This window comes from Litorihabitans aurantiacus (genome assembly GCF_030161595.1).
Taxonomy (GTDB): Bacteria; Actinomycetota; Actinomycetes; order Actinomycetales; family Beutenbergiaceae; genus Litorihabitans; species Litorihabitans aurantiacus.
In genome coordinates this window covers 268,603-282,454 of record NZ_BSUM01000001.1, presented here as the reverse complement: position 1 = coordinate 282,454, position 13,852 = coordinate 268,603, and the positions used below count along the sequence as shown (strand labels likewise).

The window sequence follows — 13,852 nt, the reverse complement described above, 5'->3', positions numbered from 1 at the left end:
CACCCCACAGTCTGGAGTCACCGTGGACGTCCTCTCCCAGCTCTCCGCCGCCACCCTCGTGCCGGTCGTCGTCCTGCAGGACGCCGCCGACGCCGACGGCCTCGCCGGCGCACTCGTCGCCGGTGGGCTGCCCGTCGCCGAGGTCACCTTCCGCACCGCCGCCGCCCCGGACGCGATCCGAGCGATGGCCGACCGCGGCGACATCCTCGTCGGCGCCGGAACCGTCCTCACCCCCGAGCAGGTCGACGTCGCCGTCAAGGCCGGCGCGCAGTACGTCGTCTCCCCCGGCACGAGCCGCGCCGTGGTCGAGCGCTGCCAGGAGCACGGCGTCGCCGTCCTGCCCGGTGCCGTCACCGCGACCGAGATCCAGGCCGCGCTCGAGCTCGGCCTGCGCACCGTGAAGTTCTTCCCGGCCGGCACGTCCGGCGGCGCCCCCGCCATCAAGGCGCTCGCGGCGCCCTTCGGCGACGTGCGCTTCGTGCCGACCGGCGGCGTCGGCCCCGCCAACCTCGGCGACTACCTCGCGCTGCCGAGCGTCGTCGCCGTCGGCGGGTCCTGGATGGTGCCCGCCGCGACCGTCGCCGCCCACGAGTTCGACGCGATCACCGACCTGACGCGCACCGCCGTCGACCTCGCCCGGTCGCTGCGCCCCGCCTGACCGACACCGCCCGACCGACACCGCCGTCCCCCACCTCCAGGAGCACCCCGTGAGCACCCCCTCGACATCCGCCCCGCGGCCGACTGCCGCTTCGACGCCGTCTCGCTCGGCGAGGTCATGCTGCGCCTCGACCCGGGCGAGGGCCGCATCCGCACCGCCCGCAGCTTCCGCGCCTGGGAGGGCGGCGGCGAGTACAACGTCTCGCGCGGTCTGCGGCGCGCGTTCGGTCTGCGCGGCGCGATCGTCACCGCGCTCGCCGACAACGAGGTCGGTCGCCTCGTGGAGGACCTCATCCTCACCGGCGGCCTCGACACCGAGTTCGTGCAGTGGGTGCCCTACGACGGCATCGGGCGCACCGTGCGCAACGGCCTGAACTTCACCGAGCGCGGCTTCGGCGTGCGCGGCGCCGTCGGCGTCTCCGACCGCGGCATCACCGCGGCCTCGCAGCTGCGGGCCGACGACGTGGACTGGGACCGCCTGTTCGGCGAGTACGGCGTGCGCTGGCTGCACACCGGCGGCATCTTCGCCGCACTGTCGGAGGTCTCCGCCGAGACCGTCATCACCGCCGTCCAGAAGGCGAAGGAGCACGGCACGATCGTCTCCTACGACCTCAACTACCGCCCCTCGCTGTGGAAGTCGATCGGTGGCCAGGCGAAGGCGCAGGAGGTCAACCGCGCGATCGCCCCGTACATCGACGTGATGATCGGTAACGAGGAGGACTTCACCGCCTCGCTCGGGTTCGAGGTCGAGGGCGCGGACGCCGACCTCTCCCACCTCGAGACGGACTCGTTCAAGTCCATGATCACGACGGCGGCCGACGCGTTCCCGAACTTCAAGGTCATCGGCACCACGATGCGCACGGTGCGCTCCGCCACGATCAACGACTGGGGCGCGCTCGCCTGGTCGCGCGAGACCGGCGTCGTCGAGGCGACGCACCGGCCCGGCCTGGAGATCCTCGACCGCGTCGGCGGCGGCGACTCCTTCGCCTCCGGTCTCATCTACGGGCTCCTGGACGGTCAGGACCTGGCCACGGCGGTCGAGTACGGCGCCGCCCACGGCGCCCTGGCGATGACGACGCCGGGCGACACCACGATGGTCACGAAGGCCGAGGTGCTCAAGCTGGCCGGCGGCGGGAACGCGCGCGTCGACCGCTGAGACCCGCTGCAGCCGAGGGGGCGGGGGTCGCGACGACGCAGCCCTCGCCTCCCGTGCGTCCCCGCGCGATGCTGGAGGCATGAGTCACGCAACCGCAGCAGACAGGGTCCGGCAGATCGCGCTCGTCGTCGGGGGTGCCGGTGCGATCGTCGCGGCCGGATGGGGCTCCGGCGCCTTCGGCGGCACCGAGATCCAGAACGCCTCGAGCGGCGCGCTGGCCGCGACGGCGACGCCCCTGGCCCCGGGCACGGGCGCGTTCTCGGTCTGGAGCGTCATCTATCTCGCCCTGATCGCGACGGCGGTGCTGCACGCGCTGCCGTCGCGAGCGGCGTCGCCGCACCACCGGGCACTGGGCTGGTGGGTTCTGGCCAGCATGGTGCTCAACGCCGCGTGGATCTGCGCCGCCCAGGTGGGACTGCTCGGCCTGACGGTGCCGATCATCGCCGCGCTCGTGGCCGTGCTCGCCGTGTGCCTGGTGCGGCTGCGCAGGCTCCCGACGGCGCCGCGCCTCGACGCCGTCGTCCTCGGCGGGACGGTGGGCATCTACCTCGGGTGGGTGTGCGTCGCGACGGTCGCGAACGTCACGGCCGTCCTCAGCTTCTCCGACCTGGACCTCGGCTTCCTGCCGGAGGCGGTGTGGGTCGGCGTCGTGCTCGCCGTCGCGGCGCTCGTCTGCGGCGGGGTGGCGCTGCGCGCCGGACGGCGGACGGTGGGTGTGGGCGCCGCCCTCACGGCGACGTGGGGGCTGGCGTGGATCGCCGTCGGGCGCCTCACCGACGGGCCGGACAACCCGACGGCCGTCGTCGGCGCGCTCGCCGCGGCCGCGGTGGTGGCGGTCGCGGGCGTCGTGGCGCTCGTGCGCGGTGACACCGGTCCGACGGCGGCGCGCACCGCCTGAACCGGCCGCCCCACCCGAACGATGGAGCGGCCGTGGACTGCGTTGCTCGGGCGAGCCGTCAGTCCTGCGAGGGCGGGGTCGGCGGGGTGGTCGGCGGCACGTCCGACGGCGTCACCGGGGTGACGGGCGTGCTCGGCGCCGGCGGCTCGGCCGCTTCCGGGGTCCCCGGCACGGCGTCAGCACCACCGTCACCGGCGCCGTCGAAACGCTCGCGCACGTCAGCCACCGCCTCGCCCGCGCGCTCCTTCGCCACGTCGAACAGCTCGCCGGCCCGCTCGCGCGCGTTCTCGAGCGCCGGCCCCGCCTTCTCCCGCGCCTGCTCCAGCGCCGGACCGGCCTTCTCCTTCGCGTCGGCGAACGCTGCCCCGGCCTTCTCGCGCGCCTGCTCCAGCGCGGGTCCCGCCTTCTCACGCACGTCGTCCGCGACCTGCTCGGCCCTGTCCTTCAGCCTGTCGAAGAAGCCCTGCTCGCTCACGGTCTCGCCCTCTCTCACGGATGGTCGCGGCCGGGGCCGCGCGGTCTGGTGCGGGTGGTGCCGTGGCCACTATGGCCAGGCCCGCAGCGCTGGCGCAAGGATCACGCCGCCGCGACCCCGCCCCGCGCCGGGCGGGTGGCGCTCCCCGGTAAACTCCCCGGGTGCCGCAGGATGCCCCGTCCGACCCGACGCTGTTCGACCTCCCGGACGAGGCCCGCGTCCCGCTGCGACGGGTGGTCGTCCTGGCGGGCGCCTCCGGCAGCGGCAAGAGCTCGATCGCGCACCGCCTCGGCGTCCCCGTCATCCGGCTCGACGACTTCTACCGCGACCACGACCACCCGGGTCTGCCGCGGCGGCACGGGATCGTCGACTGGGACTCCCCCGCGACCTGGGACGCGCCGGCCGCCGTCGCCGCTCTCGTCGAGGCGTGCCGGGGCGACCGCCTCGAGCTGCCGGTCTACGACATCCCCACCTCGCGCCGGACCGGGAGCGAGACGATCGACATCTCGGGGGCCCCCGCCGTCGTCGCCGAGGGCATCTTCGCGGCGGAGATCGCCGGTGCGCTGCGGGCCGAGGGCGTCCTGGCCGGGGCGTTCTACCTCCAGCAGTCCCGGATCACGACGGCGGTGCGGCGGTTCGCGCGCGACGTCGGCGAGGCGCGCAAGCCCCTCCCTGCGCTGGTGCGGCGCGGCGTCGCGCTCACGCTGGCCGAGCCGGCGATGGTGCGCGGCTGGCGCGCGGGCGGGCTGGAGGCGCTCCCCCAGCCGGCCGCGGCGCGGCGGCTGCGCGAGCTGGTCGAGGCCGAGCGCGGCTGAGCACCGAGCGCAGCTGAGCACCGAGAGCAGAGGCCTCAGCCGGCCGCGACCTCGCGCTGCTTGCGGCGGCGCCGCAGCCGCGACACCACGAACCACACGACCAGCAGCGCGATCACCACGAGGACGGCGTTCGACAGGATGCCGCTCCACTCCTCGAGGATCGGCTTGATCGCCGGTCCGAACGCCACGCCGAGCCCGACCCAGATGCCGTTCCAGACCGCGGAGCCGAGGGTCGTGTAGAGCGAGAACGTCCAGAACGGCATCCGCTCGATGCCGGCCGGGATCGAGATGAACGAGCGCACGAGCGGCACGCAGCGACCCACGAGGACCGCCGTCGTGCCCCAGCGCTGGAACACCTTCTCGGCGCGGTCGAAGTCGTCGGTGTCCATCAACGGGATGGCGCCCACGATGCGTCGCGTGCGGTCGCGTCCGAGCGCGCGCCCGATGAGCCACCACAGCCACGCACCGACCAGCGCGCCGAGCGTCGCCGCGACCCACGCCCACCAGCCGTTCATGCGTCCCTCGTAGGCGAGGAACCCCGCCACGGGCAGGACGGCCTCGGACGGGATCGGCGGGATGAACGTCTCGAGCAGCACGGCGATGCCGACGCCGACCTCCCCGAGGGACTCCATCAGGCCGAGGACCCAGCCGATGAAGCCGTCGTACCCCTCGGCGGGGTGCGTCTCGGTCGCGGCGAGGATCGGGGGTACGGGCATCGTGACGGGTTCTCCTGGTGCGCTCGGGACGGTGCGCACACCGTACGTCAGCCGGATGGGGGCCCGTCGCCCGCCGCGCGGTCGAGGTGCAGCGGCACGGCGCGGGCGTACTGCTCACGCACGTGCGGGGCGGCGGGCGCGCTCGCGACCTCGACGGCGCCCGTCTCCCACGCGGGGAGCGCCGTGTCACCGTCACCGCCGTCACGCTGGGCAGCCAGCACCCACGCGGCCTGCCGCGCCGCGCCGTCGGCCACGTACTCCCCCGCCGCGGGCAGCAGGACGTCGCTGCCCAGCACGCTCGGCGCGACCTGGCGCAGCGCGGGCGACTTCGCCGCGCCGCCCAGGAGGCGGATCGAGGCGACGTCGAGCCCGAGGTCGCGCACGGCGTCGATCCCGACGGCGAGCGCGCTGACGATCGCCTCGAACGCGGCGCGCGCCACGTTCTCCCGCGTCCAGTTCTCGAGGGTGAGCCCGTGCAGCGCACCGGTGGCGTCGGGCAGGTTCGGCGTGCGCTCGCCCTGCAGGTAGGGGGCGAGCACCACGCCCTGGGCACCGGCCGGGGCCGCGAGCGCCAGCGCGGCGAGCTCGTCGACGTCGACGCCGAGCACGCGGCGCGCGGCGTCGAGCACCTGCGCGCAGTTGACTGTCACGACCAGGGGCAGGAAGTTGCCGGTCGCGTCGGAGAACCCGGCGACCGTGCCGCTCGGGTCGGCCACCGGCTGCGCGACGACGGCGCTGACGACCCCCGAGGTGCCCAGCGAGATCGCGACGTCACCCGGGCCGAGCCCGAGGGCGAGCGCCGCGGCGGCGTTGTCACCCGCGCCGGGACCGAGGAGCGCACCGCCCTCGACGGCGGCACCGGCCCGCAGCGCCGTCGCCACCCCCACGGCCTCGCGCGGTCCCGCGACGCGCGGCAGCACGACGTCGTCGCGCCCGAACGCGTGCGCCAGCAGGTCGCGCCGGTAGCCGCCCGTGGCACCCGAGTAGTAGCCGGTGCCCGAGGCGTCGGAGGCGTCGGTGACGAGGTCCGCCAGCGACGTCGATCCGGTCAGGCGCCAGGTGAGGTAGTCGTGCGGGAGGCAGACGGCCGCCACCCGCGCGGCGTTCTCGGGCTCGTGCTGGGCGAGCCAGCGCAGCTTGGTCGCCGTGATCGAGGCGACCGGCACCGTGCCGGTCCCCTCCGCCCACGCCTGGGCGCCGAGCTCGGCCACGAGGTCCGCCGAGGCACCGCCGGAACGGCTGTCGTTCCACAGCAGCGCGGGGCGGACGACCTCGCCCGCCTCGTCGAGCGCGACCATGCCGTGCTGCTGGCCGCCGACGCTGATCGCCGAGACGTCCTCGAGCCCGCCCGCCGCCCGCGCGGCGACCTCGAGCGCGTCCCACCACGCCCGGGGGTCGACCTCGGTGCCGCTCGGGTGCGGCGCCGAGCCGTGGCGCACGAGCGCGCCCGTCTCGGCGTCGCGCACGACGACCTTGCAGGACTGGGTGGAGGAGTCGATCCCGGCGACCAGCGTCATGGCGTGCCCCTCAGCCGATGAGGTGGTCGAGCGCGAGCTGGTTCAGCGCGACGTAGTTCGTCTCGCGGGCGCCCGACGCGTCGGCGTCGAAGTCCTCGAACGCGCTGCGGTCGGCGAGGAGGTCCGCGAGGGTCTCGCCCTCGGCGAGCGTCGGCTTCGCGGCCTCGAACAGCCCGGCGGCCTCGAACGCGGCCTGCACGCGCGGGTCGGCGCGGTAGGCCCTCGCCTTCTCGGCAAGCAGCAGGTAGGTGTCGATGTTCGCCTTCGCGGAGGCCCACACGCCGTCGAAGTTCTCGGTGCGCGAGGGCTTGTAGTCGAAGTGGCGCGGGCCGTCGTACGTCGGGCCGCCGTTGGGGAAGCCGTTCTCGATGAGGTCGACCGTGAAGAACGCCGAGAGCAGGTCGCCGTGGCCGAACACCAGGTCCTGGTCGTACTTGATCGAGCGCTGACCGTTGAGGTCGATGTGGAAGAGCTTGCCCGACCACAGCGCCTGGGCGATGCCGTGCGTGTAGTTGAGGCCGGCCATCTGCTCGTGGCCGGTCTCCGGGTTCAGACCGACGATGTCGCCGTGCTCGAGCTCGGCGATGAAGCCGAGCGCGTGGCCGACGGTCGGGAGGAAGATGTCGCCGCGGGGCTCGTTGGGCTTGGGCTCGAGCGCGATGCGCAGGTCGTAGCCCTTCTCCTTGATGTAGCCGGCGACGGTGTCGATGCCCTCGCGGTAGCGGTCGAGCGAGGCGTTGACGTCCTTGGAGCCGTCGTACTCGGCGCCCTCGCGGCCGCCCCACATCACGAAGGTCGAGGCGCCGAGCTCGGCGGCGAGGTCGACGTTGCGGATGACCTTGCGCAGGCCGAAGCGGCGCACCGCGCGGTCGTTGGCGGTGAAGCCGCCGTCCTTGAAGACGGGGTGGCTGAAGGTGTTGGTCGTGACCATCTCGATGGTCAGGCCCGCGGCGTCGGCCGCCTTCTTGAAGTCGCCCAGGATGCGCTCGCGCTCGGCGTCGCTCGCACCGAACGGCACGACGTCGTCGTCGTGGAACGTCACGCCCCACGCTCCCGCCTCCGCCAGCGGGGCGAGGTAGGCGCCCGGGTCGAGGTCGGCGCGCGTCGCGTCGCCGAACTGGTCCTTGCCCGCCCAGGCCACGGTCCACAGGCCGAAGCTGAATTTTTCCTCAGGGGTTGCTGCGCGCACCATCACTGCCTCTTCGCTCGTCGTCGAGATTGGTTTACTCGCTGAACTTAGGCGCGCGGGTGCGCTACCGTCAAGGCGTGATCGTCGACGGCGAGCCCCGACCCCCGCGCCGGGTCGCCCCGGGTGCCGCGCGCCGGGAGGGCGCCGCGCGCCAGGCGGGGCTGCGCAGCCAGAACCTCGCGCTGGTGGTCGCGCAGGTCGCGGCCGCCGGGACGATCTCGCGCGCCGACGTCGCCGCCGCCACGGGCCTGACGCGCGCCACCGTCTCGAGCCTGGTGGAACCCCTGATCGCGGCGCGCCTGCTGGAGTGGGCGCCTGCGCCGTCGTCCTCCGGGAGCGTCGGCCGCCCCGCCTCACCCGTGCGCCTCGCCTCGGCCACGCGCGTCGGCCTGGGCCTCGAGATCGGCGCGAACCACCTGTGCGCCAGCGTCGTCGACCTGCGCGGTGAGCGCCTCGCCTTCCGCGAGGTGCGCGGCGATCTCGCGGCCGGTGCGCCGACGGCGTCCCTGGCCTCCGCCGTCGAGCTCGCCCGCGTGACGCTCGCGGCCGCGCGCGCCGCCCACCCCGGCCTGGCCCTCCTCGGCGTGACGCTCGCCGTCCCCGGCATCGTGCGCCGCGGCGTCGTGCTGGACGCGCCGCGCCTGGGGTGGCTCGACGTCGACGCCGCGGCGGTGCTGCGCGAGGTGGACCCGGACGTGGCGGTGACCATCGGCAACGAGGCGTCGCTGGCGGCGCTCGCGGAGTCGCACGCGCGCCCCGCGAGCACCTTCCTGTACATCTCCGGCGGGGTCGGCGTGGGCGGCGCGCACGTGGTCGACGGCGTGGTCCAGGGCGGGGTGCACGGGTTCGCGAGCGAGCTCGGGCACGTCGTGGTCGACCCCGACGGTCCCGACTGCCGGTGCGGCGCGACGGGGTGCCTCGAGCAGTACGCGGGCGCGCAGGCGGTGGCGCGGCTCGCGCCGCACGAGGTGGGCCGCGCGCTCGGGATCGCGCTGGCGAGCGCGATCAACGTGCTCGACGTCGCCGCCGTGGTGGTCGGCGGGGGTCTCGGCGAGGCGCTGCCCGGCCTGCGGCCGGCGCTGGTGGCCGAGCTGGAGACCCGGGTGCTCGCGCACCCGTGGGCACCCGTCGACGTCAGCGCGGCCGCGGTGCGCGACTATCCCGGGCTGCACGGCGCGGCGCTCGCGCCGGTGCTCGCGGCGCTGGCCGATCCCGAACCGCTGCTGGCCGCGGGCGCCCGCTAGCGTCGGAGGATGAGCGAGCCGACCCCGCTGGTGCACCCGTCCGAGGCCTTCCCGACCCACGTCTTCGACGCGCTCGGGCTGCCGCCGCGCGTGCTGGACGAGCGGATCGGCGGGTCCGTCATGGTGCTCGCGAAGGACCTGCCCTCGGGGACGCGACTGCTCCTGACCGCCGGTGTGGCGCGGCTGCCGGTCGACTCGGGGCTCCCGGTCGAGCTGGCGGTCGAGGTCGTGCCCGGGCAGGAGGGTGCGGCGCTCGTGGCGCTGCGGATCGTGTGCGACGACGTCGCCGGCCGCCGTCGTACTCCCCGGTCGGGGCGCCGTGGCGCAACGACCAGCCGTTCCTGGCCGGCACCGCCATCAGCGCGATCGTCGCGACGCCGTCGCGCTGGGGCGCAGAGCTCGACGACGTGCGCGAGGCAGACGGCACCGTCGTCGGGCACGTCCGCACGCTGCGGCTGCTGACGGACGCCGAGGCGGCGGTCGTGGCCGAGCGCGGCTGGGACGCGCTGGTCGGGGACTCGGGGTCGGAGGAGGCGCTGGTCGACGTGACGCGTGGCGGGGCCGATGGCGGGGCTGGCGGGGCCGGTGCTGCGCCGTCGGGCTCCGACCCGGCCGAGCGCCGCTCGGGTCCGCCGCGCGACCGCTCCGTGGTGATCCGCACGAAGATGCATGCCGAGCACCCGCCGCGCTGGGTGACCCTGGACGACGGGGTGTTCCAGTCGGTGACGGGCTACGAGTCGCCGGAGTACATGCAGGACAACGGCAACCACGAGTTCGTGGCCGTCGAGACGTTCCTGCGGTCGGCGCCGTGGACGGCCGAGTTCGTGCAGGCCGCGCAGGAGGGGCAGACGGCGCTGTTCACCGACGCGAGCGGCGCCTACCGGCTCGAGGACTGAGGCGCGGCGAGCAGCACCCGACCCCGAGAGTCTCTCGTGGGGAAGTTCCGCAGGCCTGAGCCTGCGGACCTTCCCCACGAGGGGGCTGGGGGCGGCTCGGGCTCGTCGCGGCGGAGGACCCGTTCACACCTCGTAGCCGTCGCGGGTGATCTCGCCGGCCGGGAAGGGTGCGTGGCCCAGCGGCAGGTGGAGCGACGGCCCCGTCCAGACCTGGAGGCTCTCGTCGCGCTCGATGGTGCGCGTGAGCTGGGTCGGGGTCCGGAGCCAGCCGCCGCGCGCGTAGAACGCCTCGCGGTCCGGGCCCGTCGTGAGGAAGCCGTGCGGGACGCCGAGACCGCCCAGGACCTGCGCGGCCTCGGCCAGGAGCTGCGCCCCGATCCCCCGGCCCTGGCGGTCGGGGTCGACGGCGACCAGCCCCGTGTCGGCCACCAGCACGTCAGTCTCGCCCACGCGCACGAAGCGGCGCAGGACGGCGAGGTGGGCGACGGGGGTGGCGGTGTCGTCGGGCTCGTCGGAGCCGGCGTCGGTACCGATCAGCCGGAGCTCGGGGCGCTCGGAGCACCAGCTGCGGCCGCACATGTCGGTGTCGGGGAACGCGCGGGCGAGGAGGGCCGCGAGGCCGGTGTGCTCCTCAGTGCTGAGGTCGGTCTCGCGGACGGCGTGCCAGGCGATCATCGTCCGACCCTACGGGCGGGTCGGTGTCCCGTCGTGAGGTGCGGGTGTCCCGTCGTGAGGTGCGGCCTCGGTGGCGACGGCGCGTCCGTGCCGACACGCCGCGCTTCCGACGAGACAGCCCGTTCCGCACCTCACGGCGGAACGGCGACACCTCACGACGGGACGGGCTCAGCCGGGCGGGTCGACCGCGCAGACGCCGTCGACGCAGACACCCGCCTCGAGCGAGTCCTCGACGGGGGTGACGAACGTGAGCGGCCGCGGCGCAGCAGCGGCGTCCGACGGCTCCACCGCGGCGTCGACGTCCTGTCGGGGCGACACCGTCACGCCGTCGCCCCGGGAACCGCGGCGGGCTGCTCGCGCATCGCTCGGGCCTGGGCGAGCGCAGCGACGAACGTCTCGGGGCTCTGCGCTCCGGAGACCCCGAGCGCGCCGTCGATCACGAAGAACGGCACCCCGCGGATGCCGTAGGCGGCGGCCTGGGCGACGTCGGCCTTCACGGCGGGGAGGTGGCGGTGGTCGGTGAGGGCTGCGCGGATCTCGTCTGGATCGAGACCGACGTCGGCGCCCAGCTCGATCAGCTCCTCCACGCGGCCGACGTGCCTCCCCTGCTCGAAGTAGGCGGCCAGAAGCCGCTCCTTCAGCTCGAGCTGGAGGCCGTGCTCGCGCGCGAGGTGCAGCAGCTCGTGCGCCAGCACCGTGTTGGTCTGGTGCACGTGGTCGTAGTCGAACGCGAGCCCCTCGTCGGCCGCGAGGCCGGTCACGTGAGCCATCATCTCGGCCGCCTGCGCCGGTGAGACGCCACGGCGCTCACTCAGGTAGTCCGCCGGGGTGCCCTCGTAGTCGACCGGGGTGTCGGGGGCCAGCTCGAACGAGCGGTAGGTGATCGTCACGTCCTCGCCGGAGGTGGCGAGCGCACGCTCGAACCGGCGCTTGCCGATGTAGCACCACGGGCACTGCACGTCGGACCAGATCTCGACGGTCAGAGGATCGTGCGGCTCGCGGGACTCGCGCGGGGGCGTGGATGGCGTGGTCACGTCCTCGTCAACGGACGGGACGACACCGACTATTCCTCGCCCGGTCGGCCGGTGGTCCACGATGGAGCGGTGACCTCCCCGCCCCCGACGCCTGGAGCCTGCGCCGCCTGTGGCCCGGCGTCTACCTCCCCGCCATCGTGGTCGAGGCGGGGATCGGCGCGATCATCCCGTTCGTGCCCGCGGTGGTGACGGCGCAGGGCGGCAGCCTCGCCGTCGCCGGCGTCCTGGCCGCCATGCTGCCGATCGGGCACATCGTCGCCGACATCCCCGCCGGTGCGCTCGCCGGTCGCATCGGCGACCGCCGCGCGATGCAGCTCGCGTGCCTGCTCGTGGCCGTCGCGACGGCGGGGGCCGCCCTGGCGCCGTCGATCGCCGTGCTCGCCGTGTGCCTGTTCCTCGTGGGGTGCGCCGACGCCGTCTTCGGTCTCGCGCGCCACTCCTACCTCACCGCGGTGGTGCCGCCGCTGCGGCGGGCCCGCGCCCTGTCCACGCTCGGCGGTGTCCATCGGATCGGCCTGTTCATCGGGCCGTTCGCCGGCGCACTCGTGGTGGCGGGCGGGTCACCGGCGCGGGCGTTCGCGCTCGCCGTCGGGACCTCGCTGCTGGCGTGGCTGATCGTGACGCTCTCGCGCGAGCTGCCCGGGGCCGACGACGTGCGCGCCACCGAGGGACACGGCGGCGTCGTCGCGGTGCTGCGCGAGCACCGCGCCGTCCTCGCACGCCTCGGCATCGCGACCGGCGCCATCGGCCTCATCCGCGGCGCGCGTCAGGTGGTCCTGCCGCTGTGGGGCGCGCACCTCGGCCTCGACCCGACGACGACCGCGCTCGTCTTCGGTGTCTCCGGCGCCGTCGACATGCTGCTCTTCTACCCCGCCGGGAAGGTGATGGACGCGCGCGGGCGGTTGTGGATCGCGATCCCGTCGATGCTCACGATGGGTCTCGCGCTTGCGCTCGTCCCGTTCACGACGACGGCGACCACCCTCGGGCTGGTCGCCCTCCTGCTGGGGCTGGGCAACGGGATGGGATCGGGCGTCGTGATGACGCTGGGCGCCGACGTCGCCCCGCCCGCCTCCCGCGCCCCGTTCCTCGGCGCGTGGCGACTGCTGCAGGACCTCGGCAGCGCCGGCGGCCCGCTCGTGCTCTCGGCCGGTGCGGCGCTCGGGTCCCTGGCGGGCGGCGTCGGCGCGGTCGCCGTGCTGTCGCTCGGCGCGGCCGGCGCGCTGTGGCGCTTCGTGCCGCGCTACTCGGTGCACGCGAACCGGACCACCCGGGCCCGGGCCGGGATCGGGGTGAGGCCCGACGGCGATCGGTGACCGCCGCCGTCGGGCGGACGGTGCTCAGTCCCCGCGGTAGGCGACGCCGACGGCGTGGGCCCACTCCGCGACGTCCTCCGGGAGGGTCGGCTGGGCGAGTCCCGGGGCCAGCAGCTCGACGACGTCGGGCGCCGGGACCCGCTCCCCGCTGCCGCGCGTGAGGAACCGACCGGCCACCAGGCCGCGCGCGACGACCTGGCCGCCCCGGACGAACTCCTGGGTGAGGTACGTGATGCGCTCGTCCCACCCGACCATCCGGGTGTGGATCTCGAACCGCTGGCCGAGCGTGAGCGAACGGCGGTAGCGCATGGTGGAGGCCGAGACGACCGGGTACCAGCGCCGGCGGGCGAGCTTGGCGACGCCGTCGATGTCGGCGATGTAGTTGCTGCGCGCGACGTCCATCATCTGCAGGTACGTGCCGTTGTTGACGTGCATGTAGAAGTCGAGGTCGCCCGGGCGCACCCGCATGCGCGTGACCGAGACGGCGAGCGGATCAGCGTCCGGGACCGCCGCGCGCGGGCGGGTGGAGGCGAGCAGGAGGTGGAGCTGGCGTGCCACGGCGGGGGTCAGCCCAGGGCGAAGGGGAGCACGACGGCGAACACGATCAGCGCGAGCGCGACGCCGAGAATGCCCCAGACGAAGCCCATGCCCTTGTGCTTCTGCTTCGTGTGGCCGATGGCGCCGGTCGTGAACTGGTGCGCCGGTGCCGCGTAGAAGACGGGGACGGTCTGGCCGGGCTGGGCGGTGAAGCTCAGCGACGCCTGGCCGTACTTGCGCATCCACTGGCACTCGACGTCGACGCGGACGGGGCCGGCGGGGACCGGCACGTCGCGCTGGCCGTACTTCGGCGTCAGCACGTGACCGTTGACCCAGATGGTCGGGGGCACGAAGCTCCGCATCATGACCGAGCCCTGGACGGTGAGGTCGATGGTGGCCTGCGGGCCCTGCTGCGACGGGCCCGGGACCGGAGCACCGTAGCCGGGCGGGACCGGGCTGCCGCCGCCGTGCGCGGCAGGGGCGCCGTAGCCGGCCGGCGGAGGGGTGCCGTGCTGCTGCGGCTGCTGGGGCTGCTGGGGCGAGTGCTGCTGGGGCTGCTGGCCGTATCCGGGCGAAGGAGTGCTCACGCCTCGACACTGTAGTGAAGCCGCACCCCCGCGCGGGGATCGGCACCCGAACGCGCCTCCCACGACCCCTCGCTGCCGCTCCGCCGACCCGCCGACTGTTCCGCCACGCACGGTTGGGCCGCTGTATCCGCGCCAAGCGCAAC

General features: G+C 74.8%; 17 protein-coding genes. 8 read left to right on the top strand and 9 right to left on the bottom strand.

Translation table 11 applies throughout. The features are described from left to right. Positions 1-22 precede the first annotated feature (22 nt). The 3 genes from eda to QQK22_RS01395 all read left to right on the top strand — a co-directional run bounded on the left by eda (position 23) and on the right by QQK22_RS01395 (position 2,711). Positions 23-658, top strand: a complete 636-nt coding sequence (eda, locus tag QQK22_RS01405; protein WP_284248849.1) for a bifunctional 4-hydroxy-2-oxoglutarate aldolase/2-dehydro-3-deoxy-phosphogluconate aldolase — start codon at positions 23-25, stop codon at positions 656-658. Positions 659-724: 66 nt separating this feature from the next. Further along, positions 725-1,813: a sugar kinase gene (locus QQK22_RS01400; protein ID WP_284252471.1), complete on the top strand. Its 1,089-nt coding sequence runs from the start codon at positions 725-727 to the stop codon at positions 1,811-1,813. Between the two features lie 79 nt (positions 1,814-1,892). Next, a complete protein-coding gene (locus QQK22_RS01395) occupies positions 1,893-2,711 on the top strand; it encodes a TspO/MBR family protein (protein WP_284248847.1) in 819 nt (272 codons plus the stop codon). Positions 2,712-2,769: 58 nt separating this feature from the next. Here the strand turns inward: QQK22_RS01395 and QQK22_RS01390 are convergent, their stop codons facing one another. Next, the gene (locus QQK22_RS01390; RefSeq protein ID WP_284248845.1) at positions 2,770-3,186 is read right to left on the bottom strand and encodes a hypothetical protein; all 417 of its coding nucleotides are present in this window, start codon (positions 3,184-3,186) and stop codon (positions 2,770-2,772) included. 161 nt (positions 3,187-3,347) lie between these two features. Here QQK22_RS01390 and QQK22_RS01385 point away from each other — a divergent pair, with 161 nt between their 5' ends. Beyond that, on the top strand, positions 3,348-4,001 hold the full coding sequence (locus tag QQK22_RS01385; protein ID WP_284248843.1) for a uridine kinase family protein: 654 nt from the start codon (positions 3,348-3,350) through the stop codon (positions 3,999-4,001). 35 nt (positions 4,002-4,036) lie between these two features. On the opposite strand, the gene QQK22_RS01380 is transcribed toward QQK22_RS01385, so the two are convergent. The 3 genes from QQK22_RS01380 to xylA are packed head-to-tail and all read right to left on the bottom strand — an operon-like array spanning position 4,037 to position 7,426. Then, on the bottom strand, positions 4,037-4,717 hold the full coding sequence (locus QQK22_RS01380) for a DedA family protein (RefSeq protein ID WP_284248840.1): 681 nt from the start codon (positions 4,715-4,717) through the stop codon (positions 4,037-4,039). A gap of 47 nt (positions 4,718-4,764) precedes the next feature. After that, positions 4,765-6,234: a xylulokinase gene (xylB, locus tag QQK22_RS01375; protein WP_284248837.1), complete on the bottom strand. Its 1,470-nt coding sequence runs from the start codon at positions 6,232-6,234 to the stop codon at positions 4,765-4,767. A 10-nt stretch (positions 6,235-6,244) separates the two neighbouring features. Next, positions 6,245-7,426 carry a xylose isomerase gene (gene xylA, locus QQK22_RS01370; protein WP_284248835.1) on the bottom strand — a complete coding sequence of 394 codons (1,182 nt, stop codon included), beginning with the start codon at positions 7,424-7,426 and terminating at the stop codon, positions 6,245-6,247. Positions 7,427-7,500: 74 nt separating this feature from the next. Between xylA and QQK22_RS01365 the strand changes: the two genes are divergently transcribed. Genes QQK22_RS01365 through QQK22_RS01355 form a run of 3 tightly spaced genes read left to right on the top strand, consistent with a single transcriptional unit; the run spans position 7,501 to position 9,563 of the window. Continuing rightward, complete coding sequence (locus QQK22_RS01365; RefSeq protein WP_284248833.1) at positions 7,501-8,667, top strand: ROK family protein; 1,167 nt, start codon at positions 7,501-7,503, stop codon at positions 8,665-8,667. A 9-nt stretch (positions 8,668-8,676) separates the two neighbouring features. Next, positions 8,677-9,129 carry a hypothetical protein gene (locus QQK22_RS01360; RefSeq protein WP_284248831.1) on the top strand — a complete coding sequence of 151 codons (453 nt, stop codon included), beginning with the start codon at positions 8,677-8,679 and terminating at the stop codon, positions 9,127-9,129. Then, entirely contained in the window at positions 9,075-9,563 is a 489-nt protein-coding gene (locus tag QQK22_RS01355; protein ID WP_284248829.1) for a hypothetical protein, read from the top strand. The genes QQK22_RS01360 and QQK22_RS01355 overlap by 55 nt, the downstream gene beginning before the upstream one ends. Before the next feature lie 123 nt (positions 9,564-9,686). Here QQK22_RS01355 and QQK22_RS01350 read toward each other — a convergent pair whose 3' ends face one another. The 3 genes from QQK22_RS01350 to QQK22_RS01340 all read right to left on the bottom strand — a co-directional run bounded on the left by QQK22_RS01350 (position 9,687) and on the right by QQK22_RS01340 (position 11,272). After that, positions 9,687-10,238, bottom strand: a complete 552-nt coding sequence (locus QQK22_RS01350; protein WP_284248826.1) for a GNAT family N-acetyltransferase — start codon at positions 10,236-10,238, stop codon at positions 9,687-9,689. A 168-nt stretch (positions 10,239-10,406) separates the two neighbouring features. Then, a complete protein-coding gene (locus QQK22_RS01345; protein WP_284248824.1) occupies positions 10,407-10,556 on the bottom strand; it encodes a hypothetical protein in 150 nt (49 codons plus the stop codon). A gap of 2 nt (positions 10,557-10,558) precedes the next feature. Next, positions 10,559-11,272 carry a DsbA family oxidoreductase gene (locus tag QQK22_RS01340; protein WP_284248822.1) on the bottom strand — a complete coding sequence of 238 codons (714 nt, stop codon included), beginning with the start codon at positions 11,270-11,272 and terminating at the stop codon, positions 10,559-10,561. On the opposite strand from QQK22_RS01340, the gene QQK22_RS01335 reads away from it, so the two are divergent. Then, on the top strand, positions 11,260-12,585 hold the full coding sequence (locus QQK22_RS01335; protein ID WP_284248820.1) for an MFS transporter: 1,326 nt from the start codon (positions 11,260-11,262) through the stop codon (positions 12,583-12,585). The genes QQK22_RS01340 and QQK22_RS01335 overlap by 13 nt on opposite strands. A gap of 24 nt (positions 12,586-12,609) precedes the next feature. Here the strand turns inward: QQK22_RS01335 and QQK22_RS01330 are convergent, their stop codons facing one another. Further along, the gene (locus QQK22_RS01330; RefSeq protein ID WP_284248819.1) at positions 12,610-13,143 is read right to left on the bottom strand and encodes an acyl-CoA thioesterase; all 534 of its coding nucleotides are present in this window, start codon (positions 13,141-13,143) and stop codon (positions 12,610-12,612) included. An 8-nt stretch (positions 13,144-13,151) separates the two neighbouring features. Then, positions 13,152-13,709, bottom strand: coding sequence for a hypothetical protein (locus QQK22_RS01325; protein WP_284248817.1), 558 nt, complete (start codon positions 13,707-13,709; stop codon positions 13,152-13,154). Between the last annotated feature and the right edge of the window lie 143 nt (positions 13,710-13,852).

What these genes read in the sequence shown, in the direction of transcription:
- QQK22_RS01395 (WP_284248847.1), top strand. Translation starts at nt 1,893, where the DNA reads ATGAGTCACGCAACCGCAGCAGACAGGGTCCGGCAGATCGCGCTCGTC.
- QQK22_RS01380 (WP_284248840.1), bottom strand. Translation starts at nt 4,717, where the DNA reads ATGCCCGTACCCCCGATCCTCGCCGCGACCGAGACGCACCCCGCCGAG.
- xylB (WP_284248837.1), bottom strand. Translation starts at nt 6,234, where the DNA reads ATGACGCTGGTCGCCGGGATCGACTCCTCCACCCAGTCCTGCAAGGTC.
- xylA (WP_284248835.1), bottom strand. Translation starts at nt 7,426, where the DNA reads ATGGTGCGCGCAGCAACCCCTGAGGAAAAATTCAGCTTCGGCCTGTGG.
- QQK22_RS01360 (WP_284248831.1), top strand. Translation starts at nt 8,677, where the DNA reads ATGAGCGAGCCGACCCCGCTGGTGCACCCGTCCGAGGCCTTCCCGACC.
- QQK22_RS01350 (WP_284248826.1), bottom strand. Translation starts at nt 10,238, where the DNA reads ATGATCGCCTGGCACGCCGTCCGCGAGACCGACCTCAGCACTGAGGAG.
- QQK22_RS01335 (WP_284248820.1), top strand. Translation starts at nt 11,260, where the DNA reads ATGGCGTGGTCACGTCCTCGTCAACGGACGGGACGACACCGACTATTC.